16 protein-coding genes and 1 pseudogene are annotated in these 22,146 nt (G+C 60.1%); 10 read left to right on the top strand and 7 right to left on the bottom strand.

What is annotated here, in order from left to right:
* The first annotated feature begins 175 nt into the window (after positions 1–175).
* Both ABTV22_RS03965 and ABTV22_RS03960 read left to right on the top strand, forming a co-directional pair.
* Positions 176–517, top strand: coding sequence for a DUF4440 domain-containing protein (locus ABTV22_RS03965; RefSeq protein ID WP_433738652.1), 342 nt, complete (start codon positions 176–178; stop codon positions 515–517).
* 431 nt (positions 518–948) lie between these two features.
* A complete protein-coding gene (locus ABTV22_RS03960; RefSeq protein WP_433738651.1) occupies positions 949–1,179 on the top strand; it encodes a DUF6124 family protein in 231 nt (76 codons plus the stop codon).
* A gap of 200 nt (positions 1,180–1,379) precedes the next feature.
* Here ABTV22_RS03960 and ABTV22_RS03955 read toward each other — a convergent pair whose 3' ends face one another.
* Positions 1,380–2,963 carry a peptide chain release factor 3 gene (locus ABTV22_RS03955; protein WP_433738650.1) on the bottom strand — a complete coding sequence of 528 codons (1,584 nt, stop codon included), beginning with the start codon at positions 2,961–2,963 and terminating at the stop codon, positions 1,380–1,382.
* A 429-nt stretch (positions 2,964–3,392) separates the two neighbouring features.
* On the opposite strand from ABTV22_RS03955, the gene ABTV22_RS03950 reads away from it, so the two are divergent.
* From ABTV22_RS03950 to ABTV22_RS03925, 6 genes are all read left to right on the top strand, one after another.
* On the top strand, positions 3,393–4,109 hold the full coding sequence (locus ABTV22_RS03950) for an ABC transporter permease (protein ID WP_433738649.1): 717 nt from the start codon (positions 3,393–3,395) through the stop codon (positions 4,107–4,109).
* Positions 4,110–4,129: 20 nt separating this feature from the next.
* Complete coding sequence (locus ABTV22_RS03945) at positions 4,130–5,023, top strand: glycine betaine ABC transporter substrate-binding protein (protein WP_433738648.1); 894 nt, start codon at positions 4,130–4,132, stop codon at positions 5,021–5,023.
* A gap of 12 nt (positions 5,024–5,035) precedes the next feature.
* Positions 5,036–5,689, top strand: coding sequence for an ABC transporter permease (locus tag ABTV22_RS03940; protein ID WP_433738647.1), 654 nt, complete (start codon positions 5,036–5,038; stop codon positions 5,687–5,689).
* Complete coding sequence (locus tag ABTV22_RS03935) at positions 5,686–6,843, top strand: osmoprotectant ABC transporter ATP-binding protein OsmV (RefSeq protein WP_433738646.1); 1,158 nt, start codon at positions 5,686–5,688, stop codon at positions 6,841–6,843. Before ABTV22_RS03940 ends, ABTV22_RS03935 begins: the two co-directional genes overlap by 4 nt.
* Positions 6,844–7,100: 257 nt before the next feature.
* Positions 7,101–7,463, top strand: coding sequence for a hypothetical protein (locus ABTV22_RS03930; RefSeq protein ID WP_433738645.1), 363 nt, complete (start codon positions 7,101–7,103; stop codon positions 7,461–7,463).
* Positions 7,464–7,870: 407 nt separating this feature from the next.
* Positions 7,871–9,034 (top strand): type III PLP-dependent enzyme, encoded by a 1,164-nt coding sequence (locus tag ABTV22_RS03925; RefSeq protein WP_433738644.1) that lies wholly within the window; start codon positions 7,871–7,873, stop codon positions 9,032–9,034.
* Positions 9,035–9,182: 148 nt separating this feature from the next.
* Here the strand turns inward: ABTV22_RS03925 and ABTV22_RS03920 are convergent, their stop codons facing one another.
* Both ABTV22_RS03920 and ABTV22_RS03915 read right to left on the bottom strand, forming a co-directional pair.
* Positions 9,183–9,929 (bottom strand): tetratricopeptide repeat protein, encoded by a 747-nt coding sequence (locus ABTV22_RS03920; protein ID WP_433738643.1) that lies wholly within the window; start codon positions 9,927–9,929, stop codon positions 9,183–9,185.
* Positions 9,926–10,606, bottom strand: a complete 681-nt coding sequence (locus tag ABTV22_RS03915) for a Fe2+-dependent dioxygenase (RefSeq protein ID WP_433738642.1) — start codon at positions 10,604–10,606, stop codon at positions 9,926–9,928. The genes ABTV22_RS03920 and ABTV22_RS03915 overlap by 4 nt, the downstream gene beginning before the upstream one ends.
* A 208-nt stretch (positions 10,607–10,814) precedes the next feature.
* On the opposite strand from ABTV22_RS03915, the gene ABTV22_RS03910 reads away from it, so the two are divergent.
* Both ABTV22_RS03910 and ABTV22_RS03905 read left to right on the top strand, forming a co-directional pair.
* Entirely contained in the window at positions 10,815–13,139 is a 2,325-nt protein-coding gene (locus ABTV22_RS03910; RefSeq protein ID WP_433738641.1) for a TonB-dependent receptor, read from the top strand.
* 249 nt (positions 13,140–13,388) lie between these two features.
* Complete coding sequence (locus ABTV22_RS03905) at positions 13,389–15,917, top strand: PepSY domain-containing protein (RefSeq protein ID WP_433738640.1); 2,529 nt, start codon at positions 13,389–13,391, stop codon at positions 15,915–15,917.
* Positions 15,918–16,156: 239 nt separating this feature from the next.
* Here the strand turns inward: ABTV22_RS03905 and ABTV22_RS03900 are convergent.
* The 4 genes and pseudogenes from ABTV22_RS03900 to ptsP form a co-directional block, all read right to left on the bottom strand.
* A pseudogene (locus ABTV22_RS03900) lies at positions 16,157–16,336 on the bottom strand (alkaline phosphatase D family protein); the annotation flags it as partial.
* Positions 16,337–16,544: 208 nt separating this feature from the next.
* Complete coding sequence (locus tag ABTV22_RS03895) at positions 16,545–18,284, bottom strand: PTS fructose-like transporter subunit IIB (RefSeq protein ID WP_433738639.1); 1,740 nt, start codon at positions 18,282–18,284, stop codon at positions 16,545–16,547.
* Positions 18,285–18,295: 11 nt separating this feature from the next.
* Positions 18,296–19,237, bottom strand: coding sequence for a 1-phosphofructokinase (gene pfkB / locus ABTV22_RS03890; protein WP_433738638.1), 942 nt, complete (start codon positions 19,235–19,237; stop codon positions 18,296–18,298).
* Positions 19,237–22,098, bottom strand: a complete 2,862-nt coding sequence (gene ptsP, locus ABTV22_RS03885; RefSeq protein WP_433738637.1) for a phosphoenolpyruvate--protein phosphotransferase — start codon at positions 22,096–22,098, stop codon at positions 19,237–19,239. Before ptsP ends, pfkB begins: the two co-directional genes overlap by 1 nt.
* Positions 22,099–22,146: the final 48 nt, after the last annotated feature.

Genomic DNA, 22,146 nt, shown 5'->3' with positions numbered 1-22,146 from the left:
GCCCCTCGAACGCTAGACGTCAAGGAATGCGTTGTCGTGGGTAAAACCCAGTGGAATGGAAAACCAGACTCAAGCTACAGACTCAGGAAAGCGTTCCGACAGAAAAGTCCTACACAGCTTCGACTTGGTACTCCACGCAAGGTGAAAACGAATAACTAAGGAAAAGGTCAACGCCATGAATTTGTCTCAAACACTTCTACGACTCGAACAACGCCTACTATCCGAAGCAACCCGATGCAATGCTGATGAACTCTCCGGCCTGCTCGCCGATGACTTCATCGAGTTCGGCGCCAGCGGCAGCATCTGGACTAAGGCCGAGGTGATCCAGCAGTTGCCAAAGGATAGTTTCAGCCAACGAACCATCAGTCAGTTTGCAATCAAACCGCTGTCTGAGAACACCGCGCTGGTGACCTATCAATGTCATACCGAAACCAGCAATAGCTTGCGCAGTTCAATATGGCGCAAGCAGAACGAGCAATGGCAAATGCTCTTCCATCAGGGCACCCCGATTCTGTAGCAGCGCGCTCGCTATGGACGCAGCGCCCTTGAGATCACTGCGGGCAAACTTGCCCGCGAAACATCCGCCATCAGACTTTTCACACCACCCTGTAGGCCGTTTCTGAAATCCATCCAACCGGCTACATCAGCTTGCGGCGTTACCTACAACTCCTCCAGAGTCCGCCGGCTTGTGCGCTTCGAGGGCCATCACTAACTTGATCCGTGTCACTGAATACTCAGTGATCGGGTTTAGTAGCCCGTGGTCGTATGAAGTGCGTTTGCGCTCCTGATAGGCAGGTATCCCCATACCTGCCCTTGACGGCCGCTGTGCGCAGGGCACCTTCGGGTGCGCCGGATTCATACGACCCGGTCTACTAACCTGCGCACAGCTGCCACCTTCATTAAGAAACGCGATTCGGGGTTGGCGCCCACTCTTCAAGGACCTGAATCATGGCCACATCCCGCCAGCCCAGCAGCCTTTTCCTCATCACCCCCAACGCCGACAACCACACCCTGCTCGAATACGCCTGCGTCACTCTGGCCTCCGCCAGCGCCATGGCCAGCGACTTTGCACGGAATCTGAAAGGCCCCGAGGGCCACCAGCTACTGGGTATCCAGCAATCCATCATGCTCGGAGAAATGGCCGTCAATCGAGCACTGGACAACCTCGATCCCCCGTAACACTGCCCCTTGTGCAAGCGAGCCTCCCCGTCATGAAAAATATCGCGAGCAGATGCCCACCTGCGTAAGTGAATGCCAGTAAAAAGCCCCGGTGCTTTCGGACCGGGGCTTTTATGTGTTCCTGACAACCTGTAGGAGCAAAGCTTGCTCGCGATGGCAATTTCGAAACCGCCATCGCCGGCAAGCCGTGCTCCTACAAATCAGTGATGCTCACGCGTCGCACGGAATTTGATATCCGGCCAGCGCTCTTCCATCAGCGCCAGGTTGACCCGCGTCGGAGCCAGGTAGGTCAGGTGACCGCCGCCGTCCAGTGCCAGGTTTTCCACAGCCTTGTTGGAAAATTCCTCAAGCTTCTTCTTGTCGCTGCATTCGATCCAGCGCGCGGAGTACACGGTGATCGGCTCGTAGGAGCACTCGACCTTGTATTCCTCTTTCAGGCGGCTGGCGACCACATCGAACTGCAGCACACCGACGGCGCCGAGGATGATGTCGTTGCTGCGCTCCGGGAAGAACACCTGGGTCGCGCCTTCTTCGGCCAATTGTTGCAGGCCCTGGCGCAATTGCTTGGATTTCAGCGGGTCCTTCAGGCGTACGCGGCGGAACAGTTCCGGGGCGAAGTGCGGGATGCCGGTGAAGCCCAGGGTTTCGCCTTCGCTGAAGGTGTCGCCGATCTGGATGGTGCCGTGGTTGTGCAGGCCGATGATGTCGCCGGCGAAGGCTTCTTCGAGTTGCTCACGCTCGGAGGAGAAGAACGTCAAGGCATCGCCGATGCGCACGTCCTTACCGGTGCGCACGTGGCGCATCTTCATGCCTTTTTCGTACTTGCCCGAGCAGATACGCATGAAGGCGATACGGTCGCGGTGTTTGGGGTCCATGTTCGCCTGGATCTTGAAAATGAAGCCCGAAAACTTCTCTTCCACCGGCTCCACGGTGCGTTCGTTGGCCACCCGTGGCAGCGGACGCGGCGCCCAGTCAACCACGGCGTCGAGGACATGGTCGACACCGAAGTTACCCAGCGCGGTACCGAAGAACACCGGGGTCAGCTGACCATCGAGGAATTCCTGCTGGTTGAACTCGTGGCAGGCGCCCTGCACCAGCTCCAGCTGTTCGAGAAAACGCTCGTACTCGTCGCCCAAGTGCGCGCGCGCTTCATCGGAATCCAGCTTCTCGATGATCTTGGTTTCGGTGCGCTCGTGACCGTGACCGGCGGTGTAGACAATGATGTAGTCACCAGCGAGGTGATACACGCCCTTGAAGTCGCGGTAGCAACCAATCGGCCAGGTGATCGGCGCTGCCTTGATCTTCAGGACCGCTTCGATTTCGTCGAGCAGTTCGATCGGGTCGCGGATGTCACGGTCGAGTTTGTTGATGAAGCTGACGATCGGCGTGTCACGCAGACGGCAAACATCCATCAGGGCGATGGTCCGTGGCTCTACACCCTTACCGCCGTCGAGGACCATCAAGGCCGAGTCCACCGCAGTCAGGGTGCGGTAGGTGTCTTCAGAGAAGTCTTCGTGGCCCGGGGTGTCGAGCAGGTTGATCATGTGCTCGCGATACGGGAACTGCATGACCGACGTGGTAATCGAGATACCCCGCTGCTTTTCCATTTCCATCCAGTCGGAAGTGGCATGGCGGTCGGACTTACGGGATTTCACCGTACCGGCCACCGCAATCGCCTTGCCCATCAGCAAGAGCTTTTCGGTGATGGTGGTTTTACCGGCGTCGGGGTGGGAAATAATGGCGAAAGTGCGGCGTTTCGCGACTTCGGCGGCCTGTTTGGTCATGGGAAATCGCCTGGCAGGTGATTCAAAAAAGGGCGCAGATTATAGCCCAAGTTGATCAAAGAACCGAACCGTTGAGCACATTAGGGGTGGCCAAATGCTGCTTCAGATGGGAACCTTTTAAAGCACGGAGACGTCCACTCCCCCGTAACGACCACTCGTCGGGGGCCTGAAACACCTGCAATTCGGCCTGACGAGGCTGTGCTCATGGCTCAATTGCCATACGCGTCCCCCTGTAGGAGCGAGCATGCTCGCGATAGCGTGATTTCAGTCAGCATCGCTGCCAACTGACACACCGCCATCGCGAGCATGCTCGCTCCTACAGGGGACCGCGTTCGGTATTGAGAGCTGCTTCTCGCGACGTTTTTCCGGCAGCCAGGAATGGCCTGCCCCACGGGACTGCGTTCGCCGACTTAAAAAAGGAGTCCGCCTGTGGCTATCCACCATGGCAAAGGGCTGATAGGAGGCGCGCTGGTAATCGCCCTTCTGGCCCTGCTGATCCACTGGATCGGCATCGATACGATCGAACATTACCGCGACGATTTGTTGTTTTACCTGCAAGCTCATCTGCTGCTCGTCCTCGCCTCCATGCTGGCCGCCCTTGTCGTGGGTCTCCCCGCCGGTATCTACCTCAGCCGCCCGACCCGCGTCGCGCGTGCCGAACGCTTCATGCAGATCTTCAACATCGGCAACACCATTCCCCCACTCGCCGTCCTGGCCATCGCCCTGGGGTTCCTCGGCATCGGCAGTGGTCCTGCGATCTTCGCCCTGTTTCTCGCCTCACTGCTGCCCATCGTGCGCAATACCTACGAAGGCCTGAAAAACGTTCAGGGCTCGCTCAAGGAAGCCGCCGTCGGCATCGGCATGACCCCGCGCCAGGTGCTGTGGAAAGTCGAACTGCCGAACGCCGTGCCGATCATCATCGGTGGCGTGCGCGTGGCGCTGGCGATCAATGTCGGGACGGCGCCGCTGGCGTTCCTGATCGGCGCCAACAGCCTGGGCAGCCTGATTTTCCCTGGCATCGCCCTGAACAATCAGCCGCAGCTGCTGCTCGGCGCGGCTTGCACCGCGCTGCTGGCCTTATTGCTCGACGGCCTGGTGACAATGGCTAGCCGCCTCTGGCTTGAGCGCGGGCTGCGCCCGTCTTAAGCACTGGCAAAGGAACTCTCATGAAGACAACAAGCTTTTTACTAGGCTGCATTCTGCTGTGCGCAGGATTTGCCCAAGCCGCGGATAAACCGCTGATCCGCATCGGCGCCCGGGTATTCACCGAACAGACCCTGCTGGCGGAAATCACCTCGCAATACCTGCGCACCAAGGGCTACGAGGTTCAAGTAACCGGCGGCCTGGGCAGCAACCTGGCCCGCAGCGCCCACGAAAGCGGGCAACTGGACATGCTCTGGGAATACACCGGCGTGTCGCTGGTGGCCTACAACCATGTCACCGAAAAACTCGACAGCGAACAGTCCTACGCCCGGGTAAAAGAACTCGACGCGAAAAAAGGCCTGGTCTGGCTCACCCCGTCGAAGTTCAGCAACACCTATGCCCTCGCCCTGCCGAAAAGCGTCGCCGACGAGTACCCGCAGATCAACAGCATCAGCGACCTCAACAAAGTGCTACGTGACGAAGCGGACACTCATCATCTGGTCGCTCTGGATACCGAGTTCGCCAACCGCTCCGACGGGCTGGGAGGCATGGTGCAGCTGTACGACATGCCCCTGACGCGCAAGAACATCCGCCAGATGGATGCCGGCCTGGTGTACACCGCACTACGCAACGGTCAGGTGTTCGCCGGGCTGGTCTACACCACCGACGGTCGCCTCAACGCCTTCAAGCTCAAGTTGCTCAAAGACGACAAGCATTACTTCCCGGACTACACCGCGGCCCCCGTGGTGCGCCAAGCGTTTCTCGATGCGCATCCGCAATTGGCCGAGCAGCTCAAACCGCTGGCCGAACTGTTCGATGACGAGACCATGCGCCAGCTCAATGCGCGGGTGGATGTCGATCATCAAAGCCCCTCCACCGTGGCCGCCGACTTCCTGCGCCAGCATCCACTCAATTAAGGAGGAAAAGTCATGGAATTCTTGAACGCCTTTTCCCATCTCGACTGGCAGCAGGTGATGCACCTGACCTGGCAGCACATCACCCTGGTCGGGATCGCCGTCACCCTGGCGATTGTCGTCGGCGTGCCGCTGGGCATTCTGATGACGCGCTTTCCGACCCTCGCCGGCCCGCTGCAGGCCAGCGCGACAGTGCTGCTGACCGTGCCATCGATTGCCCTGTTCGGCCTGCTGCTGCCGTTCTATTCGAAATTCGGTCAGGGTCTGGGACCGCTGCCGGCGATCACCGCGGTGTTTCTTTATTCGCTGCTGCCGATCATGCGCAACACCTACCTGGCCCTGACCGGCGTCGAGCCGGGCATTCGCGAAGCCGCGCGCGGCATCGGCATGACCTTCGGCCAGCGCCTGCGCATGGTCGAACTGCCGATCGCCGTACCGGTGATCCTTGCCGGCGTGCGCACCGCCGTGGTGATGAACATCGGCGTCATGACCATCGCCGCCACCATCGGCGCCGGCGGCCTGGGCGTGCTTATCCTCGCTTCCATCAGCCGCAGCGACATGTCGATGCTGATCGTCGGCGCCGTGCTGGTCAGTGTGCTGGCCATCTTCGCCGACTTGATCCTGCAACTGCTGCAACGCTCGTTGACCCCAAAAGGACTCCTGAAATGATCGAACTTCAAAACCTCAGCAAGACCTTTCAAAGCAACGGCAAAGACGTGAAAGCCGTGGACTCGGTGAGCCTGACCGTCAATGAAGGCGAGATTTGTGTGTTCCTCGGGCCATCGGGTTGCGGCAAAAGTACCACCTTGAAAATGATCAATCGTCTGATCAAACCCACGTCGGGCAAGATCCTGATCAACGGTGAGGACACCACCGACCTCGACGCCGTGACCCTGCGGCGCAACATCGGTTACGTGATCCAGCAGATCGGCCTGTTTCCGAACATGACCATCGAGGAAAACATCGTGGTCGTGCCCAAGTTGCTCGGCTGGGATAAACAGAAATGCCACGACCGCGCGCGCGAACTGATGAGCATGATCAAGCTTGAGCCCAAGCAGTACCTGCATCGCTATCCCCGTGAATTGTCTGGCGGTCAACAGCAGCGGATCGGCGTGATTCGGGCGCTGGCGGCCGATGCGCCGCTGTTGCTGATGGATGAACCGTTCGGCGCGGTCGACCCGATCAACCGCGAAATGATCCAGAACGAGTTCTTCGAGATGCAGCGGGCGCTGAACAAGACGGTGATCATGGTCAGCCATGACATCGACGAAGCGATCAAGCTCGGCGACAAGATCGCGATTTTCCGCGCCGGCAAGCTCCTGCAGATCGACCACCCGGACACCCTGCTCGCCCACCCTGTGGACGACTTCGTCAGCAATTTCGTCGGCCAGGACAGCACCCTCAAGCGCCTGCTGCTGGTGAAAGCCGAAGATGCGGCGGACAACGCACCGTCTGTCAGCCCGGAAACGCCGGTGGCCGAGGCGCTGGAATTGATGGATGAACATGACCGGCGTTACGTAGTGGTTACCTGTGCTGAGAACAAAGCGCTGGGGTATGTACGACGTCGCGACCTGCACCGCCAGACTGGCACCTGCGGTCAGTACTTGCGTGAGTTCAATGCCACAGCGGCGTACGACGAGCATTTGCGCATCCTGTTGTCGCGCATGTATGAGTTCAACCGCGCGTGGTTGCCGGTGATGGATGCTGAGCGGGTGTTTTTGGGCGAGGTGACACAGGAGTCAATTGCCGAATATCTGAGCTCTGGCAAGTCCCGTGGGGGCAAGACAAGTATTGTTTCGCCGGCTGAGATAGCGCTGGCCTGATCTAAAAAATTCCGCCGCTAATTCATATATTTAGCGGCGGAATTTTATTAACCAAGAAAAACGAATCAAGCAAAAAGCTCTAAAAAAAAACCACTTATTACAAATCAATAGTTACAACTGTTAAATCTAACAGGTTCTTTTTCATGCCAAACTTATTTAACTAAAGACGTACAACTGACCACCCTTTTTTTTCGCGGGTCAGCTGTCAGAAACCGAGCATTGCCCTAAGTTCGCTTGTTCCTCTTCGGGAGTAGACAATGAAAGATCTTACAATGAAATCGCAACCTGGTGTAGCTTCCATCGCCGCAGGGCCTCCTGTTTCGCTTCGCTTCAACAGTGCTAGCAATCCAAACAAAGTCCGCCGAGGAGGCAACCTTGAGAAACTCCCAGCGGCCGATGCACTAGATGCATCTGGCAATATTGTATCTGGTGTGTCCGGAAACTACACATTGGGCACTCCATTACCTGGGGTAACTGTATCTAATAATCCAGGCAACTTGAACGGAAAACTTACTGTCACCAACGTGCAAAACAACATGAGCATCGACGTCGTGCTACGCACGAATACCACACCGCAATTGACGGGCATCTACCACGTAGTTGTTGAAGTAATAGGCTGATAAATTGGTTATGCCCCTTTGGCTGCACCCCCAGTGTTTGTTTGCCTCCCTCCCCTTGATCACCTCAGGTTCCCCCTCGGGGGGGGGGAACATCAATCCGTCATCACTGTCAGCTACACAGGTAGCTGAGCGGTGCCGCACGACGGAAGCGTGCAAAAACGCGACATTTTTTGTTGATCTCAAGCCCCTCACGCCCTAAAGTTCGCGCCGAGCGTCCATGCTGGAAACGATCCATCCGGCTCAAGTACTGACGACGAGACAGCAAGGCCAAGGGTAAAGCAGCACATCCCATGGCCTTTTTGCTTTCGGCGACATGCCTTGGGAAGTAGGCGAACCAAAGTGGGGATACGGAGGACGTTCATTTGCACCCATTGTTTTTTTCCGTTTGCCAATAGGAGCTTCCAAGCATGTCGATTCAGGTCGAAGATTATTTCGCGCGCGAAACCTTTCAAAAAATGAAGGCATTCGCCGACAAGCAAGAAACCCCATTCGTATTGATCGACACCGGCATGATCAGCCAGGCGTATGACGACCTGCGCGCCGGTTTCGAATTCGCCAAGGTCTACTACGCGGTCAAGGCCAACCCGGCTGTCGAGATCATCGACCTGCTTAAAGAGAAAGGTTCGAGCTTCGACATCGCTTCGATCTACGAGCTGGACAAAGTGCTGAGCCGCGGCGTCAGCCCCGACCAGATCAGCTACGGCAACACCATCAAGAAATCCAAGGACATCCGCTACTTCTACGAGAAGGGCGTGCGCCTGTACGCCACCGACTCCGAAGCCGACCTGCGCAACATCGCCAAGGCCGCGCCGGGTTCGAAAGTCTACGTACGCATCCTGACCGAAGGCTCGACCACCGCCGACTGGCCGCTGTCGCGCAAATTCGGTTGCCAGACCGACATGGCCATGGACCTGCTGATCCTGGCCCGCGACTTGGGCCTGGTGCCTTACGGCGTGTCGTTCCACGTCGGTTCGCAACAGCGTGACATCAGCGTCTGGGACGCGGCGATCGCCAAGGTCAAAGTGATCTTCGAGCGCCTGAAAGAAGAAGACGGCATCGAACTGAAACTGATCAACATGGGTGGCGGCTTCCCGGCCAACTACATCACCCGTACCAACAGCCTGGAAACCTACGCCGAAGAAATCATCCGCTTCCTCAAGGAAGACTTCGGTGACGACCTGCCGGAAATCATCCTCGAGCCAGGCCGCTCGCTGATTGCCAACGCCGGCATCCTGGTCAGCGAAGTGGTACTGGTCGCGCGTAAATCCCGTACTGCGGTAGAGCGTTGGGTGTACACGGATGTGGGCAAGTTCTCCGGCCTGATCGAAACCATGGACGAAGCCATCAAGTTCCCGATCTGGACCGAAAAGAAAGGCGAAGTCGAAGAAGTCGTCATCGCCGGCCCAACCTGCGACAGCGCCGACATCATGTACGAAAACTACAAGTACGGCCTGCCGCTGAACCTGGCTATCGGTGACCGCCTGTACTGGCTGTCGACCGGTGCGTACACCACCAGCTACAGCGCTGTGGAATTCAACGGCTTCCCGCCGCTGAAGTCCTTCTACGTGTAAGCGCTACACGCAGACAACAAAAAGCCCATGACCTGTCATGGGCTTTTTTGTATCTGAAACTTGAACATGTTCTCTGTAGGAGCTGCCGAAGGCTGCGATCCTTTGATCTTGGTTTTGAAGATCAAAAGATCGCAGCCTTCGGCAGCTCCTACAGTTCAGCGCAGCGCCGGAGGTAATCGCCCGCCAATGCCTGAATGCGTGCATCGGTCGCCCCCGCAAGTGTCTGACTCGCCACCCGCAGAAAATTCAGATTTCCCCCCTCCAGCGCCTTGCGCAACCAGACCAGTGCCTCATCGATATTGCCTTCGTCCGCCAACATCGCGGCATAACTGAACTGCCCACGAAAATCCCCGCCGACGGCCGAGCGTCGATACCAGTCGCGGGCTGCTTTGGTATCTGCCGGGCAAAAGCGCCCCTCTTCCAGATATCGCCCCACCAGGTTCATTGATTTTGCGTGACCCAATTCGGCGGCGCGCTGATAGAAACGCAATGCCTTTGGCTGATCCTCAACGACACCACGCCCGGTCGCCAGCAGGTTGGCGTAGTTGTACATCGCCCAGTCCAGTCCAGCCTCTGCCGCGATCCGATAATGGCGCGCAGCGAGCGAAGCCTCGGCGGCACACCCCCAACCATGCTCATGGCACCGGCCCAGCATGTTGCGCGCCATCAAGTGTCCCTGGCGGGCAGCAATGCCGAACCAACGCAGCGCCAGCGACTGATCCTGCGCAATCCCTCGACCGTCCAGCAGGATCTGCCCAAGCAACGCCTGGGCATCGACAACGCCCTCACGGGCCGCCATCAGAATCGCCTGAGCCGCACGCGCCGGGCTTTCGTCGAGCATGGTTTTAAGGCGCTCACCGTCGAGCACTTCCTCACGGCGCAGTTGAAACGTCATACCTCGACCCACCGGCGCAGCAGGTTGTGATAGGTGCCGGTCAGGCGGATCAACGAAGGGTGGTCCGGCACATCCTGTGTCAGTTGCCGGATCGCCCCGTCCATCTCGAACAGCAGGGCGCGCTGGCTGTCTTCGCGCACCAGGCTTTGGGTCCAGAAGAACGAGGCGTAACGCGCGCCACGGGTCACCGCGTTGACCTTGTGCAAGCTAGTGCCGGGGTACAGCACCATGTCGCCGGCGGGCAGCTTCACCCGCTGGGTGCCGTAAGTATCCTGAATTTCCAGTTCTCCACCGTCGTAATCCTCAGGCTCGCTGAAAAACAGGGTGGCCGACAGATCGGTACGCACCCGTTCGATGCTGCCCTTGGGCTGGCGCACGGCATTGTCGATGTGGAAGTCGAAACTGCCACCGGCCGTGTAACAGTTCACCAGCGGAGGAAAGACCTTGTGTGGCAGCGCCGCTGACATGAACTGCGGGTTTTTCCACAGGCGGTCCAACATCGCCGCGCCAATTTTCTTGGCTAGCGGATGCCCTTCCGGCAGTTGAAGATTGTGCTTGGCCTTGGCTGACTGATAGCCGGCCGTGATCTTGCCATCGGCCCAATCGGCCTGTTCCAGCGCCTGGCGAATGCGCTGCACTTCTTCTTTGTCGAACAAGCCGGGAATGTGCAACAGCATGGAATAGACGCCTGGATGCAAAGGGGCGCCAATGGTATTGATTCTTATTGCCGAAGTAAAACCCGCTAGACGAACGAAACAGTAAAAACCGTAAGGATAAATTGTAAAGATTGTAAATTCAGTGCGAATAGTAACGTTTCGCAATTGATACAAAGACGCGTCTACCCTATATTCCGCCGCCTCAAATCCTTGGGGAGGGGAATTAAAAATGTCACGTCTATACCCACAACTACCGGTCAGTTCACCACGCCTGCTCGCTTCTGCCATTGGCGTGGCAATCACTGCCGGCTCTGCGGGCCACATGGTCTTCGCGGCAGAGAAAGCCGACGAGAAAGCGCCGAGCAACACCATTTCGCTGGGTGCTACAGCGATCACCGGCGAAGCCCAGGACGAGACTTCCTACAACGTCGAAAAAGCCTCCTCGCCCAAGTACACCGCACCGCTGATCGATACCCCGCGTTCGATCACGGTCATTCCACAACAAGTCCTGAAGGACACTGGCGCCCTGAACATGCAGGACGCGCTGCGCACCGTGCCGGGCATCACTTTCGGCGCCGGTGAAGGCGGTAACCCACAAGGCGACCGTCCGTTCATTCGCGGCTTCGATGCCCAAGGCGACACTTACCTGGACGGCGTGCGCGATACCGGTTCACAGAGCCGCGAAATCTTCGCCGTCGAATCGATTGAAGTCAGCAAGGGCCCGAACTCCGCCATCGGCGGTCGTGGCGCGGCGGGCGGCAGCATCAACCTGGTCAGCAAAAAAGCGCACCTGGGCAACTCGCTCGACGGTGGCTTTACCTGGGGCTCGGACCAGACCCAGCGCTACACCCTGGACGGCAACTACCAGTTCTCCGACACCGCCGCCGGCCGTCTGAACCTGATGAGCCACGAAAGCAACGTCGCCGGTCGCGACAGCGTCGATTACGATCGCTGGGGCGTCGCGCCGTCGCTGGCCTTTGGCCTGGGCACCGACACCCGCGTCAACCTCGACTACTACCACCTGGAAAGCAACGACACGCCAGATTCGGGCATTCCGTACTCGATCCCGACCGGTGGCTCGGCTGCGCGCACCAAGTCCAACCCGGACAAGCCCAACGATGGCGGCGACAGCACCAATTTCTACGGCCTCAATGACCGTGACTTCCGCAAGACCCGCGTCGACACCGCGACCTTCGCCATCGAGCACGACCTGAACGATGCGCTGACCGTCAAGAACACCCTGCGCCACGGCACCAGCATGCAGGATTACATCCTGACCCAGCCGGACGACAGCAAGGGCAACGTCAACAATGGCACCGTGTGGCGTCGTGCCAACACCCGTGTCAGCAACGTCTCCACGACGACCAACCAGACCGATCTGTTTGGTGACGTGTATATCGCCGGGTTCAAGAACAGCTTCGCCACCGGCATCGAGTTCACCCGTGAAGAAGGTGAAAAGTCCTCGTACAACGTGAACACTGACACCACGCCGAGGACCGCCGCCGTCACGACCAACTGCAACCCGGCACTGATCGGTGTAAGCAGCGGCTACAACTGCACCTCGCTGTCCAATCCGAACCCGAACGACCCATGGAACGGAGCGATCTCGCGTAACTACGCCGGCACCGACACCGATGCCAATACCCGTGCCATCTACGTGTTCGACACCCTGGAGCTGTCGCAACAATGGCTGGTCAACATGGGTCTGCGTTACGACCACTTCGACACCCAGTACAAGACCTTCACCGCGTCGGGTGTGACTACGGCCAAAGGCAAGGACACCAGCGAGTTCGTCACCGGGCAGTTCGGCGTCGTCTACAAGCCGGCGGAAAACGGCAGCATCTACGCGTCCTACGCCACCTCCGCAACACCACCAGGTAACACCCTCGGCGAAGACACTGAAGGTAACCCGCTGAGCGGCACGCCGGATCGCAATGGCAACCTGCTGAACAGCGACATGGAGCCGGAAACCACCAAGAACTACGAGATCGGCACCAAGTGGGATCTGATGAATGATCGCCTGTCGCTGACAGCCGACATCTTCCGCACCGAGAAAGACAACGCTCGCGTGCAAACCGACGCCACCACGTACGAAAACGTCGGCAAGACCCGCGTGCAAGGCTTCGAGTTGTCGGCCAGCGGTAAGCTCACCGACAAATGGCAAGTGTTCGCCGGCTACGCCTACATGGACAGCGAGCAAGTCGATGGCGGTGACTTGCCAGCCAACAAGATCAACGACGGCAACGAACTGCCGAACACGCCGAAAAACAGCGCCAGCCTGTGGACGACCTACCAGGTCACGCCGAAGCTGACCATCGGTGGCGGTGCGTTCTACGTCGACGACGTGTTCGGCAGCGTGGCCAACACCACCATGGTCGACTCCTACGTTCGCTACGATGCGATGGCTGCCTACAAGCTGAGCAAAAACGTCGACCTGCAACTGAACGTGCAGAACCTGACCGACGAAACCTACTACGACAAGGCCTTCTCGACCCACTTCGCCAACCAGGCGGCGGGCCGTACGGCGCTGCTGAGCACCAACTTCCACTTCTAATGGAAATGTAACCACCGGCCCTGTAGGAGCTGCCGCAGGCTGCGATCTTTTGATCTTCAGCGATGTCATTACCGCCAAGAATCAAGATCAAAAGATCGCAGCCTGCGGCAGCTCCTACATTGGCAGCGGGTACAGCCCCGTTCACCCAGGTGAACGGGGCTTTCGTGTGTAAAAAAGAATGTTTCTCGACAACCCACGGCATCATAATGCGCGCCGTGATGACTCTTTCGAACGAACAAGGCGAGTGACGTGTTGAAGAAAACCCTGTTCCAGTTGCACTGGTTCTTTGGCATCAGCGCCGGGCTCGTCCTGGCCTTGATGGGCATCACCGGCGCGACGGTTTCGTTTCAGGATGAGATCCTGTACGCACTGAACCCTTCCGTGCTGCAGGTGCACAAGCAGGTCGCCGGCGTGCTGCCGCCCGCCGAACTGGTGGAAAAAGTCGAAGCGGCGACCGACCTGAAAATCGCGATGCTCTCGGTCGACATCGACTCCAACAACGCCGCACGCGCCTTCTTCACCCCGCCACCGGGCGAGCGTCGCGGCCCCATGCGCTACTTCGACCCGTATACGGGCGAGCTACTGGGCGACGCCACCGGCCAGCAATTCTTCGGCCTGATGCTGCAACTGCACCGCTTCCTCGCCATGGGAGACACCGGCAGACAGATCACGGGGGCCTGTACGCTGATCCTGGTGTTCTTCTGCCTGTCCGGCCTTTATCTGCGCTGGCCACGCCAGTGGAATAGCTGGCGCGCCTGGTTGACTCTGGACTGGAAGAAGAAGGGGCGCAGCTTCAACTGGGACCTGCACTCGGTCGCCGGCACCTGGTGCCTGGTGTTTTATCTCCTGGCAGCGCTGACCGGGTTGTCCTGGTCCTACGAGTGGTACAACAAGGGCCTGACCCAATTGCTCTCCGACTCGCCGCAGAACGAACGCGTTCGCGGCGGTCGTGGTCCGGCCCCCAAGGGCCCTGCGCCAACGGCCGACTACTCGGCCATGTGGAGCAGCATCTACAGCGCGGCCGGTCCCGACCTGAGTTTCTACAACACCCGCATGCCACCGGTGGCCGGGCAACCGGCGACTGTTTTTTACCTGTTGAAAGATTCTCCTCATGACCGCGCCCTGAACCAGATCACCCTCGACCCGGTCACCGGCGTGATCAAACGCCACGACCGTTACAACGACAAGAGCTTCAAGGCGCAGCTGCTCACCAGCATCTATGCACTGCACGTCGGTAGTTACTTCGGGATTGGCGGGCGCATTATCCTGACCATCACTGCCCTGACCATGCCGCTGTTTTTCATCACTGGCTGGCTGTTGTACCTGGATCGTCGCCGCAAAAAACGCCAGATCAAGGATGTGCGCAAAGGCCTGACCCAACCGGGCAGCGATGCGCCGGCGTGGCTGATCGGTTTCGCCAGCCAGAGCGGGTTCGCCGAGCAACTGGCGTGGCAGACCGCTGGCCAACTGCAAGCCGCCGGCCTGCCGGTGAAGGTGCAGCCGCTGGCGAGTGTCAGCGAGCAGGACTTGCACGATTCGAGCAACGCGTTGTTCGTGGTCAGCACTTTCGGTGACGGTGAAGCGCCGGACAGCGCCCGTGGTTTTGAGCGCAAGGTGCTGGGCCGGACCTTGAGCCTGGAAAGCCTGAACTACGCCGTGCTCGGCCTCGGTGACCGGCAATATCAACACTTCTGCGGTTTTGCCCGACGTCTGCACAACTGGCTGGGTGACCACGGTGGCAAGACATTGTTCGCCCCCGTGGAAGTCGACAGTGGCGACCCTTACGCCTTGCGTCACTGGCAACAGCAATTGGGCCTGTTGACCGGCCAGGCGCCGGTGGACAACTGGCAAGCGCCGAGCTACGACAACTGGACCTTGAGCCGTCGCGAATTGCTCAACCCGGACAGTTGCGGTTCGCCGGTGTACTTGTTGGGCCTCACTGCACCGACCACCAGCAGTTGGTTGGCCGGTGACTTGGTGGAAGTGCTGCCGCGCAATTGCCCATGGGCCATCGAGCATTTCCTCGAAGGATTGGGCATCGACGGTCGCGCGACCATCAACCTCGATGGTTTGTCGCAACCCTTGGAGCAAGCCCTCGCCGGCCGACAGCTGCCCGAAAACCGCAGCCATCTAGTCGGCTTGCACGCCCAGGCGTTGGTGGATGCGTTGGTGCCATTGGCCATGCGCGAGTACTCCATCGCCTCGATTGCCGCCGACGGCATTCTTGAATTGATCGTGCGCCAGGAACTGCACCCCGATGGCAGCCTGGGCGTCGGCTCCGGCTGGCTCACCGAACACGCGCCGGTGGGTGGTACTGTCAGCCTGCGGGTTCGACGCAACAGCGGCTTCCACCTGCCGAACGAGCCGGTACCGATGATCCTGCTCGGCAACGGCACGGGACTTGCCGGGCTGCGCAGCTTGCTCAAGGCGCGGATTGCCGACGGTCAGCAACGTCAGTGGCTGTTGTTCGGCGAGCGCAATCGGGAACACGATTACCTGTGCCGCGACGAGCTGGAAGAGTGGCTGATTTCGGGCGATCTGCAGCGTCTGGACCTGGCGTTTTCACGGGATCAGGCTGAAAAGATCTACGTGCAGGACCGCCTGCGTGAATCGGCCAATGAACTGAAAAAATGGCTGGCGGACGGTGCCGTGATCTACATCTGCGGCAGCTTGCAGGGGATGGCGGCCGGGGTTGATCAAGTACTCAACGACATACTTGGCGCTGCCGAGGTTGAGCGACTGATCGAACAGGGCCGCTACCGCCGCGACGTTTACTGACCCACATTGCCCCTGTAGGAGCTGCCGCAGGCTGCGATCTTTTGATTTTGTTTTTCAAGATCAAAAGATCGCAGCCTGCGGCAGCTCCTACAAGGGCGGTGGGGGTGTTATGCAGGTTGTTGTTTCTGCTCGTACACCGCCATGCCATCCAGATCGCGCAATACCACGCTCAACTCCCCGCTCTGCCTCTCAATATTCACCTCGCCATCCGGTGCCTCGAGCCCGATCGATATGTCGGCGGCAATGACTGTCCATTGGGTGGTGGTGATGTAGCGCCACACCCGGCCGCTCTCGGTGACGAGCTGTGCTGGTATGGGGTTGTCGGCGTAGAGGGTGTCGCCGCTGTGGATAAAGAAGTCCGGCAGGCGCAGGCGCATGGCTTCGTAGATGCGCATGCCACCGATGTCCGGGTTGATGCCGGCGGCCGGGATGACGCGACGGCGGCCAGGGTTGAATTCGCTCATGGTGTTCTCCCTGGAAAGGGAAAACTCAAACAGGCATCACTCGAGTGTGCGACATACAACCCGTAGGAGCGAGGCTTGCCCGCGAAGCCTATTTAACATTCAACACAGATGTTGATTGATAGATAGCCTTCGCGGGCAAGCCTCGCTCCTACGGGTGGTGGTGTCAGGCTTTGGCGGGCTCCAGGGCCAGCTCTACGGTTTCAGGCCTTTTGACCAACGCATACACCACCGCCGTCAACACACTCCCCGCCACAATCGCCAGCAAATAAAGCAGTGCATGGTTGATCGCATTCGGGATCGCCAACACGAACAGACCACCGTGGGGGGCCATCAATTTGCAGCCGAAATACATCGACAATGCACCGGTCAGCGCGCCACCGGCAATGCTCGCCGGGATCACTCGCAACGGGTCCTTGGCGGCAAACGGTATCGCACCTTCGGAGATAAAGCACAGGCCCAGCACCAGCGCCGCTTTACCGGCCTCGCGCTCGGTCTGGGCAAACTTGTGCCGGGCGATGAACGTGGCGATCCCCAGGCCAATCGGCGGCACCATGCCTGCGGCCATGGTCGCCGCCATCGGTGCATAACTCTGCGACGCCAGCAGCCCGACTGAGAACGCATACGCGGCCTTGTTGATCGGCCCGCCAAGGTCGACGCACATCATCCCGCCCAGCAACACACCCAGCAGAATCGCGTTGGTGGTGCCCATGCTGTCGAGGAAATGCGTGAGCCCTGCAAGCATTCCGGCCACCGGTTTGCCCACCACGTAGATCATCACCAGGCCGGTGAACAAACTGGCCAGCAACGGGATGATCAGGATCGGCTTCAACGCTTCGAGGCTTTGCGGTAAACGCGCATAGCGATTGATCGCCTGAGCCGCGTACCCGGCGATGAAGCCGGCAACGATCCCGCCGATAAATCCGGCACCGAGGGTGCTCGCCAACAAGCCACCGATCATCCCCGGTGCCAGCCCCGGACGGTCGGCAATGGAGTACGCGATATAACCCGCCAGCAGCGGCACCATCAGCTTGAACGCGGTGTCGCCGCCGATCTGCATCAGCGCTGCCGCCAGCGTCCCTTCTTCCTTGAACGCGGTAATGCCGAACACGAACGACAAGGCGATCATCAGACCGCCCGCCACCACCATCGGTAACATGAACGACACGCCGGTCAGCAGATGCTTGTAGACCCCGGTTTTCTCTTGCTTGGCCGGACCTTTAGTGCCCGTCGAGGCGCTTTCCTGCACACCTTCAGCCAGCGCTTTATTGAGCGTCGCCTCAGCTTGTTTGAGGGCAATGCCGGTGCCGCAGCGGTAGATTTTCTTGCCGGCAAACCGCTCGGTGGCGACTTCGATATCTGCCGCCAGCAGCACCACGTCGGCCTCGGCAATCGCTTGCGCGCTCAGCGGATTACGCGCCCCGACCGAGCCCTGGGTTTCCACTTGCAAGTCAAAACCCAGACGCTTGGCTGCTTGCTGCAAGGCTTCGGCGGCCATGAAGGTGTGCGCAACGCCGGTCGGACATGCGGTGATCGCAACCAGGCGCGGGGCATTCTTTGCAACGGCAATAGGCTCGACGATGGCCTCGGGTGCTCGATAAACCTTGGCCTCCTCGGCGCCACGTCGCAACACCGCTTCCACATCCTGCAGGGCTTGGGCTGGCGTGCTCTGGAACACGCGTTTGCCGACAAATCGCGACATGTCCACGGGGGCGCTGGTCACCAGCAACACCCACTCGGCGGCGTCAAGGGTCGCCGCCGACAGTTGCCGTTCGGGGTGTGCTGCATCGGTGACTTCGACGCTGGTGCTCCACCCCTGACGCTGGGCCGCCGCATCGAGCAAACGGGCGCACAGCACACTGGTGACCATGCCATTCGGGCAGGCAGTAACAATGGCTAATTTCATGACCAACCCTCTTATTGTTCTGTCAGGGGACGCACGTGCACACCCTGTTCGAGCTGCGCCAATTGCCCGGCATCGCCGATGCCGAAACCGATCTGGGTGACCGCCATCGCGGCAATTGCCGTGGCGGTGCGCAAGGTCTGCTCGGGCGTATCGGGCTTGAGCAAACCGTGAAGCATGCCCGCCAGCAACGAGTCACCAGCGCCCACCGTACTGGCGACACTGACCCTGGGCGGTGTGGCATGCAGCGCCGAGCCGACGCTGAACCAGTTCACACCCTCGGCGCCGTGGGAAATCACCACATGCTCGATGCCTTGGGCGTGCAAGCGATTCGCCGCTTCGGCCTGGGCCAGTACCGAAACCACCTCGCTACCCAGCACCTCCGCCAGCTCTTCGCTGTTGGGTTTGATCAGCCACGGGCCAGCCTTGAGCGCTGCTACCAAGGCCTCGCCGCTGGTATCGAGCGCGACTTTCAAGCCCAGGTTTTTCAAGCGCAGGATCAGCGCCTGCAACCACTGCGGGCTGACGCCTTGCGGCAGGCTGCCGGCGACGACTACGGCGTCATGGCCTGGCGCAATCTGCTCCAGTCGATCGAGCAATGCCTGCTGCGCTGCCGCACTGACCCTGGGGCCAGGACCATTGAGGTCGGTAATGCGGCCATCGTTTTCCGCCAATTTGATATTACTGCGCGTTTCACCGGGTACGCGGATGAACGCGTCGTTGAAACCCCGTTTGGCGAATAGGGTTTCAAACGCTTGCGGGTTGTCTTCGCCGAGGAAACCGCTGACGGTCAGCTGATGCCCAAGGTCCGCCAGCACCTGCGCCACGTTCACCCCTTTGCCGGCGGCGTGGGTGTGCATGCCGTCGCTGCGGTTGACCTGACCGGGCTCCAGGCGCGGCAACTGTACCGTCAGGTCCAATGCCGGGTTGAGGGTCAGGGTTAAAATCCGGGCCATTACAGGGCCTCCACTAATGCACGTACTTCATTGGCGCTGCCCACGGCGAGCGCCTCTTGGGCGAGGGTTTGGCTCTGGCTGAGGCTGAGCTCGCGAATCCGCGCCTTGACCTCGGGGATGCTGCGTCCGCCCACGCTCAGCTCATCCACCCCCAGCCCGACCAGCACCGGCACCGCCAGCGGATCGGCCGCCAGCTCACCGCAGACGCCCACCCACTTGCCATGGGCATGGGCCGCACGGACGGTGATGTCGATCAGTTGCAGCACCGCCGGGTGCAAGCCATCGGCCTGGGCCGACAGCGTCGGATGACCCCGGTCGATGGCCAGGGTGTATTGCGTCAGGTCGTTGGTGCCAACGCTGAAGAAGTCGACTTCTTTGGCCAACACCGGCGCCAGCAATGCCGCCGACGGCACTTCGATCATGATCCCCAGTTGCAGATCCGCGACCGGGATTTCCACACGCAGGCGCTCGGTCATGTCCCGAGCCTGGCGCCACTCTTCGACGCTGCCGACCATGGGGAACATGATGCGCAGCGGGCGGTTGTCGGCGGCCCGCAGCAAGGCGCGCAGTTGCGCTTCCATGATCTGCGGCCGTTGCAGAGTCAGCCGAATGCCGCGCACGCCGAGGAACGGGTTTTCTTCTTTGGCGATGGGCCAATAAGGCAAGGGTTTGTCGCCACCGACGTCGAGGGTGCGCACCACCAATGGCCGTCCGGCGAGGCCATCGAGTACGCGACGGTACTCAGCTTCCTGGGTGGCTTCGTCCGGCGCTTGGGGGTGGGCCATGAATATCAGTTCGGTGCGCAGCAGGCCGATGCCTTCGGCGCCCTGCTCCACCGCGCCGATCACACCAGCGCTTTCACCGACGTTGGCGAACACTTCGACGGCGTGACCATCGGTGGTCAGGGCCGGTTGGTGGCGTTGTTCGGCAGCGGCTTTGAGCCGTTGTTCGCGGGTGTCTCGTTCTTCGGTGGCGCGCTGCAACGTTGCCGCGTCGGCGTCTACGTGCAAACGGCCTCTTTGGGCATCAAGCAACAATGGCGTGCCCGGCGCCAGCAGCAACACAGCCGCACCGGCACCGACCAGCGCTGGAATTCCCAGGGCTCGGGCGACGATGGCGCTGTGGGCGGTGGCGCCACCCCGGGCGGTGAGAATGCCGGCGACGCGGGCCGGATCGAGGCGCGCCACATCGGACGGGCCGACTTCATCCATCACCAGAATGTACGGCTGCTCGGGTTCGCTCGGCGTTTCAATGCCGCACAATTGCGCCAGTACACGACGACCGATATCGCGCAAGTCGGCAGCACGTTCGGCCAGCAATGCGTCCTGTAAGGCTTCCTGTTGCCGCGCGGCCGCTTCGATCACCGACATCCAGGCCGCTTCCGCGCTTTCGCCCTGTTTGAGGCGGGTGTCGACTTCATCGGTCAATTCCGGGTCGTCGAGCATTTCCTGGTGCGTGACGAAAATCTCGCGAATCGCCTTGGCCTTGCTGCGTTCGATCAAGCCGCCAATGTCGCTGCGCACCTGCGCCAGCGCTTGCTTGAGACGTTCGCGCTCAATGGCCGCCGACTCGCCGCGCAGTGGGTAATCGATGTGTTGCTGCACTTGAATGTGTGCCGGGCCGATCGCAATACCGGGCGCGGCGGCAATGGCTTGAACCAGGCTGCCGGACGCCGGGGCGAGCAGCACAGGGGCCAACTCGACAATCTCTTCACGCGCAGGGCTGACCGCCGGGAGCGGCTCGACGTCCTCGCCGAGCCCCTCTTCGATAGCGGCCAGCAGCACGGGCAACGCATCGGCGGCGATGCTCGGTTCGGCAATGATTTCCAGCACCTGACCGCGACGGGCACCCAGGCTGAGCAACTTGCTCAAGCTCTTCACCGACACCGCGTTGTCCTGGCTATCGACGATGCGGATGCGGATCTCGCCTTCAAAACTTTTCGCCAGTTGCGCGAGGATTTTCGCCGGTCGCGCGTGCAGACCGTGGGCATTGGCCAGTGCAATCCGCGCACTCGGCCAATCTGCCGGCAACTCACCGCCGAGCACTTCAAGCACGGCGCGGCAACTGGTGGCACGGCCCAGTTCATGGCCGCGACCTTCAATCAGCAACGCACACAGGCGTTCAAGCAACGCTTGGTGGGCCTCACCAAGGCTGGCCAGACAGAACAATCCGTTCAACGGTTGACCGAGGTATCGCAGCGGCTTGTCCGGGGTGACAAAGGCCAACCCCGGCCGCTTGACCGTTTGCTCGCTGTGCAACCACCACAGGCCGTCGCCCAACGGCAGCGCTTCGACTTGCTGCAAGACAGCGGAGAAACCATTGCTGACGCAATCGGCCTGGCGCAGCAAACGTGCGCCGCGCCAGACCAACTCTTCGAAATCCTCGGCGGCCACGCCCAGGCCAATCATCTGCGCATCCAGCGCCAGCTCTTGCGGCGCGCCTTGCAACAGTTTCAGCAAGGCTTCGGCGGAACTGGCGCGGCGCAAGGCTTGGCCCAGATCGGTCTCGCCGAGGGCGCGGGTCAGCAATTGCAATAAACGCAGATGTTCATCGGATTTGGCGGCGATACCAATCGCCAGGTAAACGATCTGCCCATCGCCCCAATCCACGCCCTCGGGAAACTGCATCAGGCGCACGCCGGTGGTGTGCACCTGATCGCGGGTTTCGGGTGTACCGTGGGGAATGGCAATACCTTGACCGAGAAAGGTCGAGCCCTGGGCTTCGCGCGCCTGCAAACCAGCCAGATAACCGTCGGCGACCAGGCCGTCGGTAACCAGATGACGGGCCAGCAACTGCAACGCGGCGGACTTATCCACAGCCGATTGGCCCATGGAAATCTGCTCTACAGTGAGCTCGAGCATGCTTTCTCCTTTTTGGCGCCTGTTGGCACCAGGTATTGTTTTGAATGA

This window comes from Pseudomonas putida (assembly GCF_050990305.1).
GTDB classification, from domain to species: Bacteria; Pseudomonadota; Gammaproteobacteria; order Pseudomonadales; family Pseudomonadaceae; genus Aquipseudomonas; species Aquipseudomonas putida_AH.
The sequence above is the reverse complement of the archived record's forward strand: the minus strand, read 5'-3'. Positions and strand labels throughout refer to the sequence as shown.

Excerpts from the sequence above, each read along its gene's own strand:
- ABTV22_RS03915 (WP_433738642.1), bottom strand. The coding sequence starts at position 10,606 with ATGCTGTTGCACATTCCCGGCTTGTTCGACAAAGAAGAAGTGCAGCGC.
- ptsP (WP_433738637.1), bottom strand. The coding sequence starts at position 22,098 with ATGCTCGAGCTCACTGTAGAGCAGATTTCCATGGGCCAATCGGCTGTG.
- ABTV22_RS03920 (WP_433738643.1), bottom strand. The coding sequence starts at position 9,929 with ATGACGTTTCAACTGCGCCGTGAGGAAGTGCTCGACGGTGAGCGCCTT.
- ABTV22_RS03910 (WP_433738641.1), top strand. The coding sequence starts at position 10,815 with ATGTCACGTCTATACCCACAACTACCGGTCAGTTCACCACGCCTGCTC.
- ABTV22_RS03925 (WP_433738644.1), top strand. The coding sequence starts at position 7,871 with ATGTCGATTCAGGTCGAAGATTATTTCGCGCGCGAAACCTTTCAAAAA.
- ABTV22_RS03940 (WP_433738647.1), top strand. The coding sequence starts at position 5,036 with ATGGAATTCTTGAACGCCTTTTCCCATCTCGACTGGCAGCAGGTGATG.
- ABTV22_RS03960 (WP_433738651.1), top strand. The coding sequence starts at position 949 with ATGGCCACATCCCGCCAGCCCAGCAGCCTTTTCCTCATCACCCCCAAC.
- ABTV22_RS03945 (WP_433738648.1), top strand. The coding sequence starts at position 4,130 with ATGAAGACAACAAGCTTTTTACTAGGCTGCATTCTGCTGTGCGCAGGA.
- ABTV22_RS03930 (WP_433738645.1), top strand. The coding sequence starts at position 7,101 with ATGAAAGATCTTACAATGAAATCGCAACCTGGTGTAGCTTCCATCGCC.
- ABTV22_RS03955 (WP_433738650.1), bottom strand. The coding sequence starts at position 2,963 with ATGACCAAACAGGCCGCCGAAGTCGCGAAACGCCGCACTTTCGCCATT.
- ABTV22_RS03935 (WP_433738646.1), top strand. The coding sequence starts at position 5,686 with ATGATCGAACTTCAAAACCTCAGCAAGACCTTTCAAAGCAACGGCAAA.
- ABTV22_RS03895 (WP_433738639.1), bottom strand. The coding sequence starts at position 18,284 with ATGAAATTAGCCATTGTTACTGCCTGCCCGAATGGCATGGTCACCAGT.
- ABTV22_RS03965 (WP_433738652.1), top strand. The coding sequence starts at position 176 with ATGAATTTGTCTCAAACACTTCTACGACTCGAACAACGCCTACTATCC.
- pfkB (WP_433738638.1), bottom strand. The coding sequence starts at position 19,237 with ATGGCCCGGATTTTAACCCTGACCCTCAACCCGGCATTGGACCTGACG.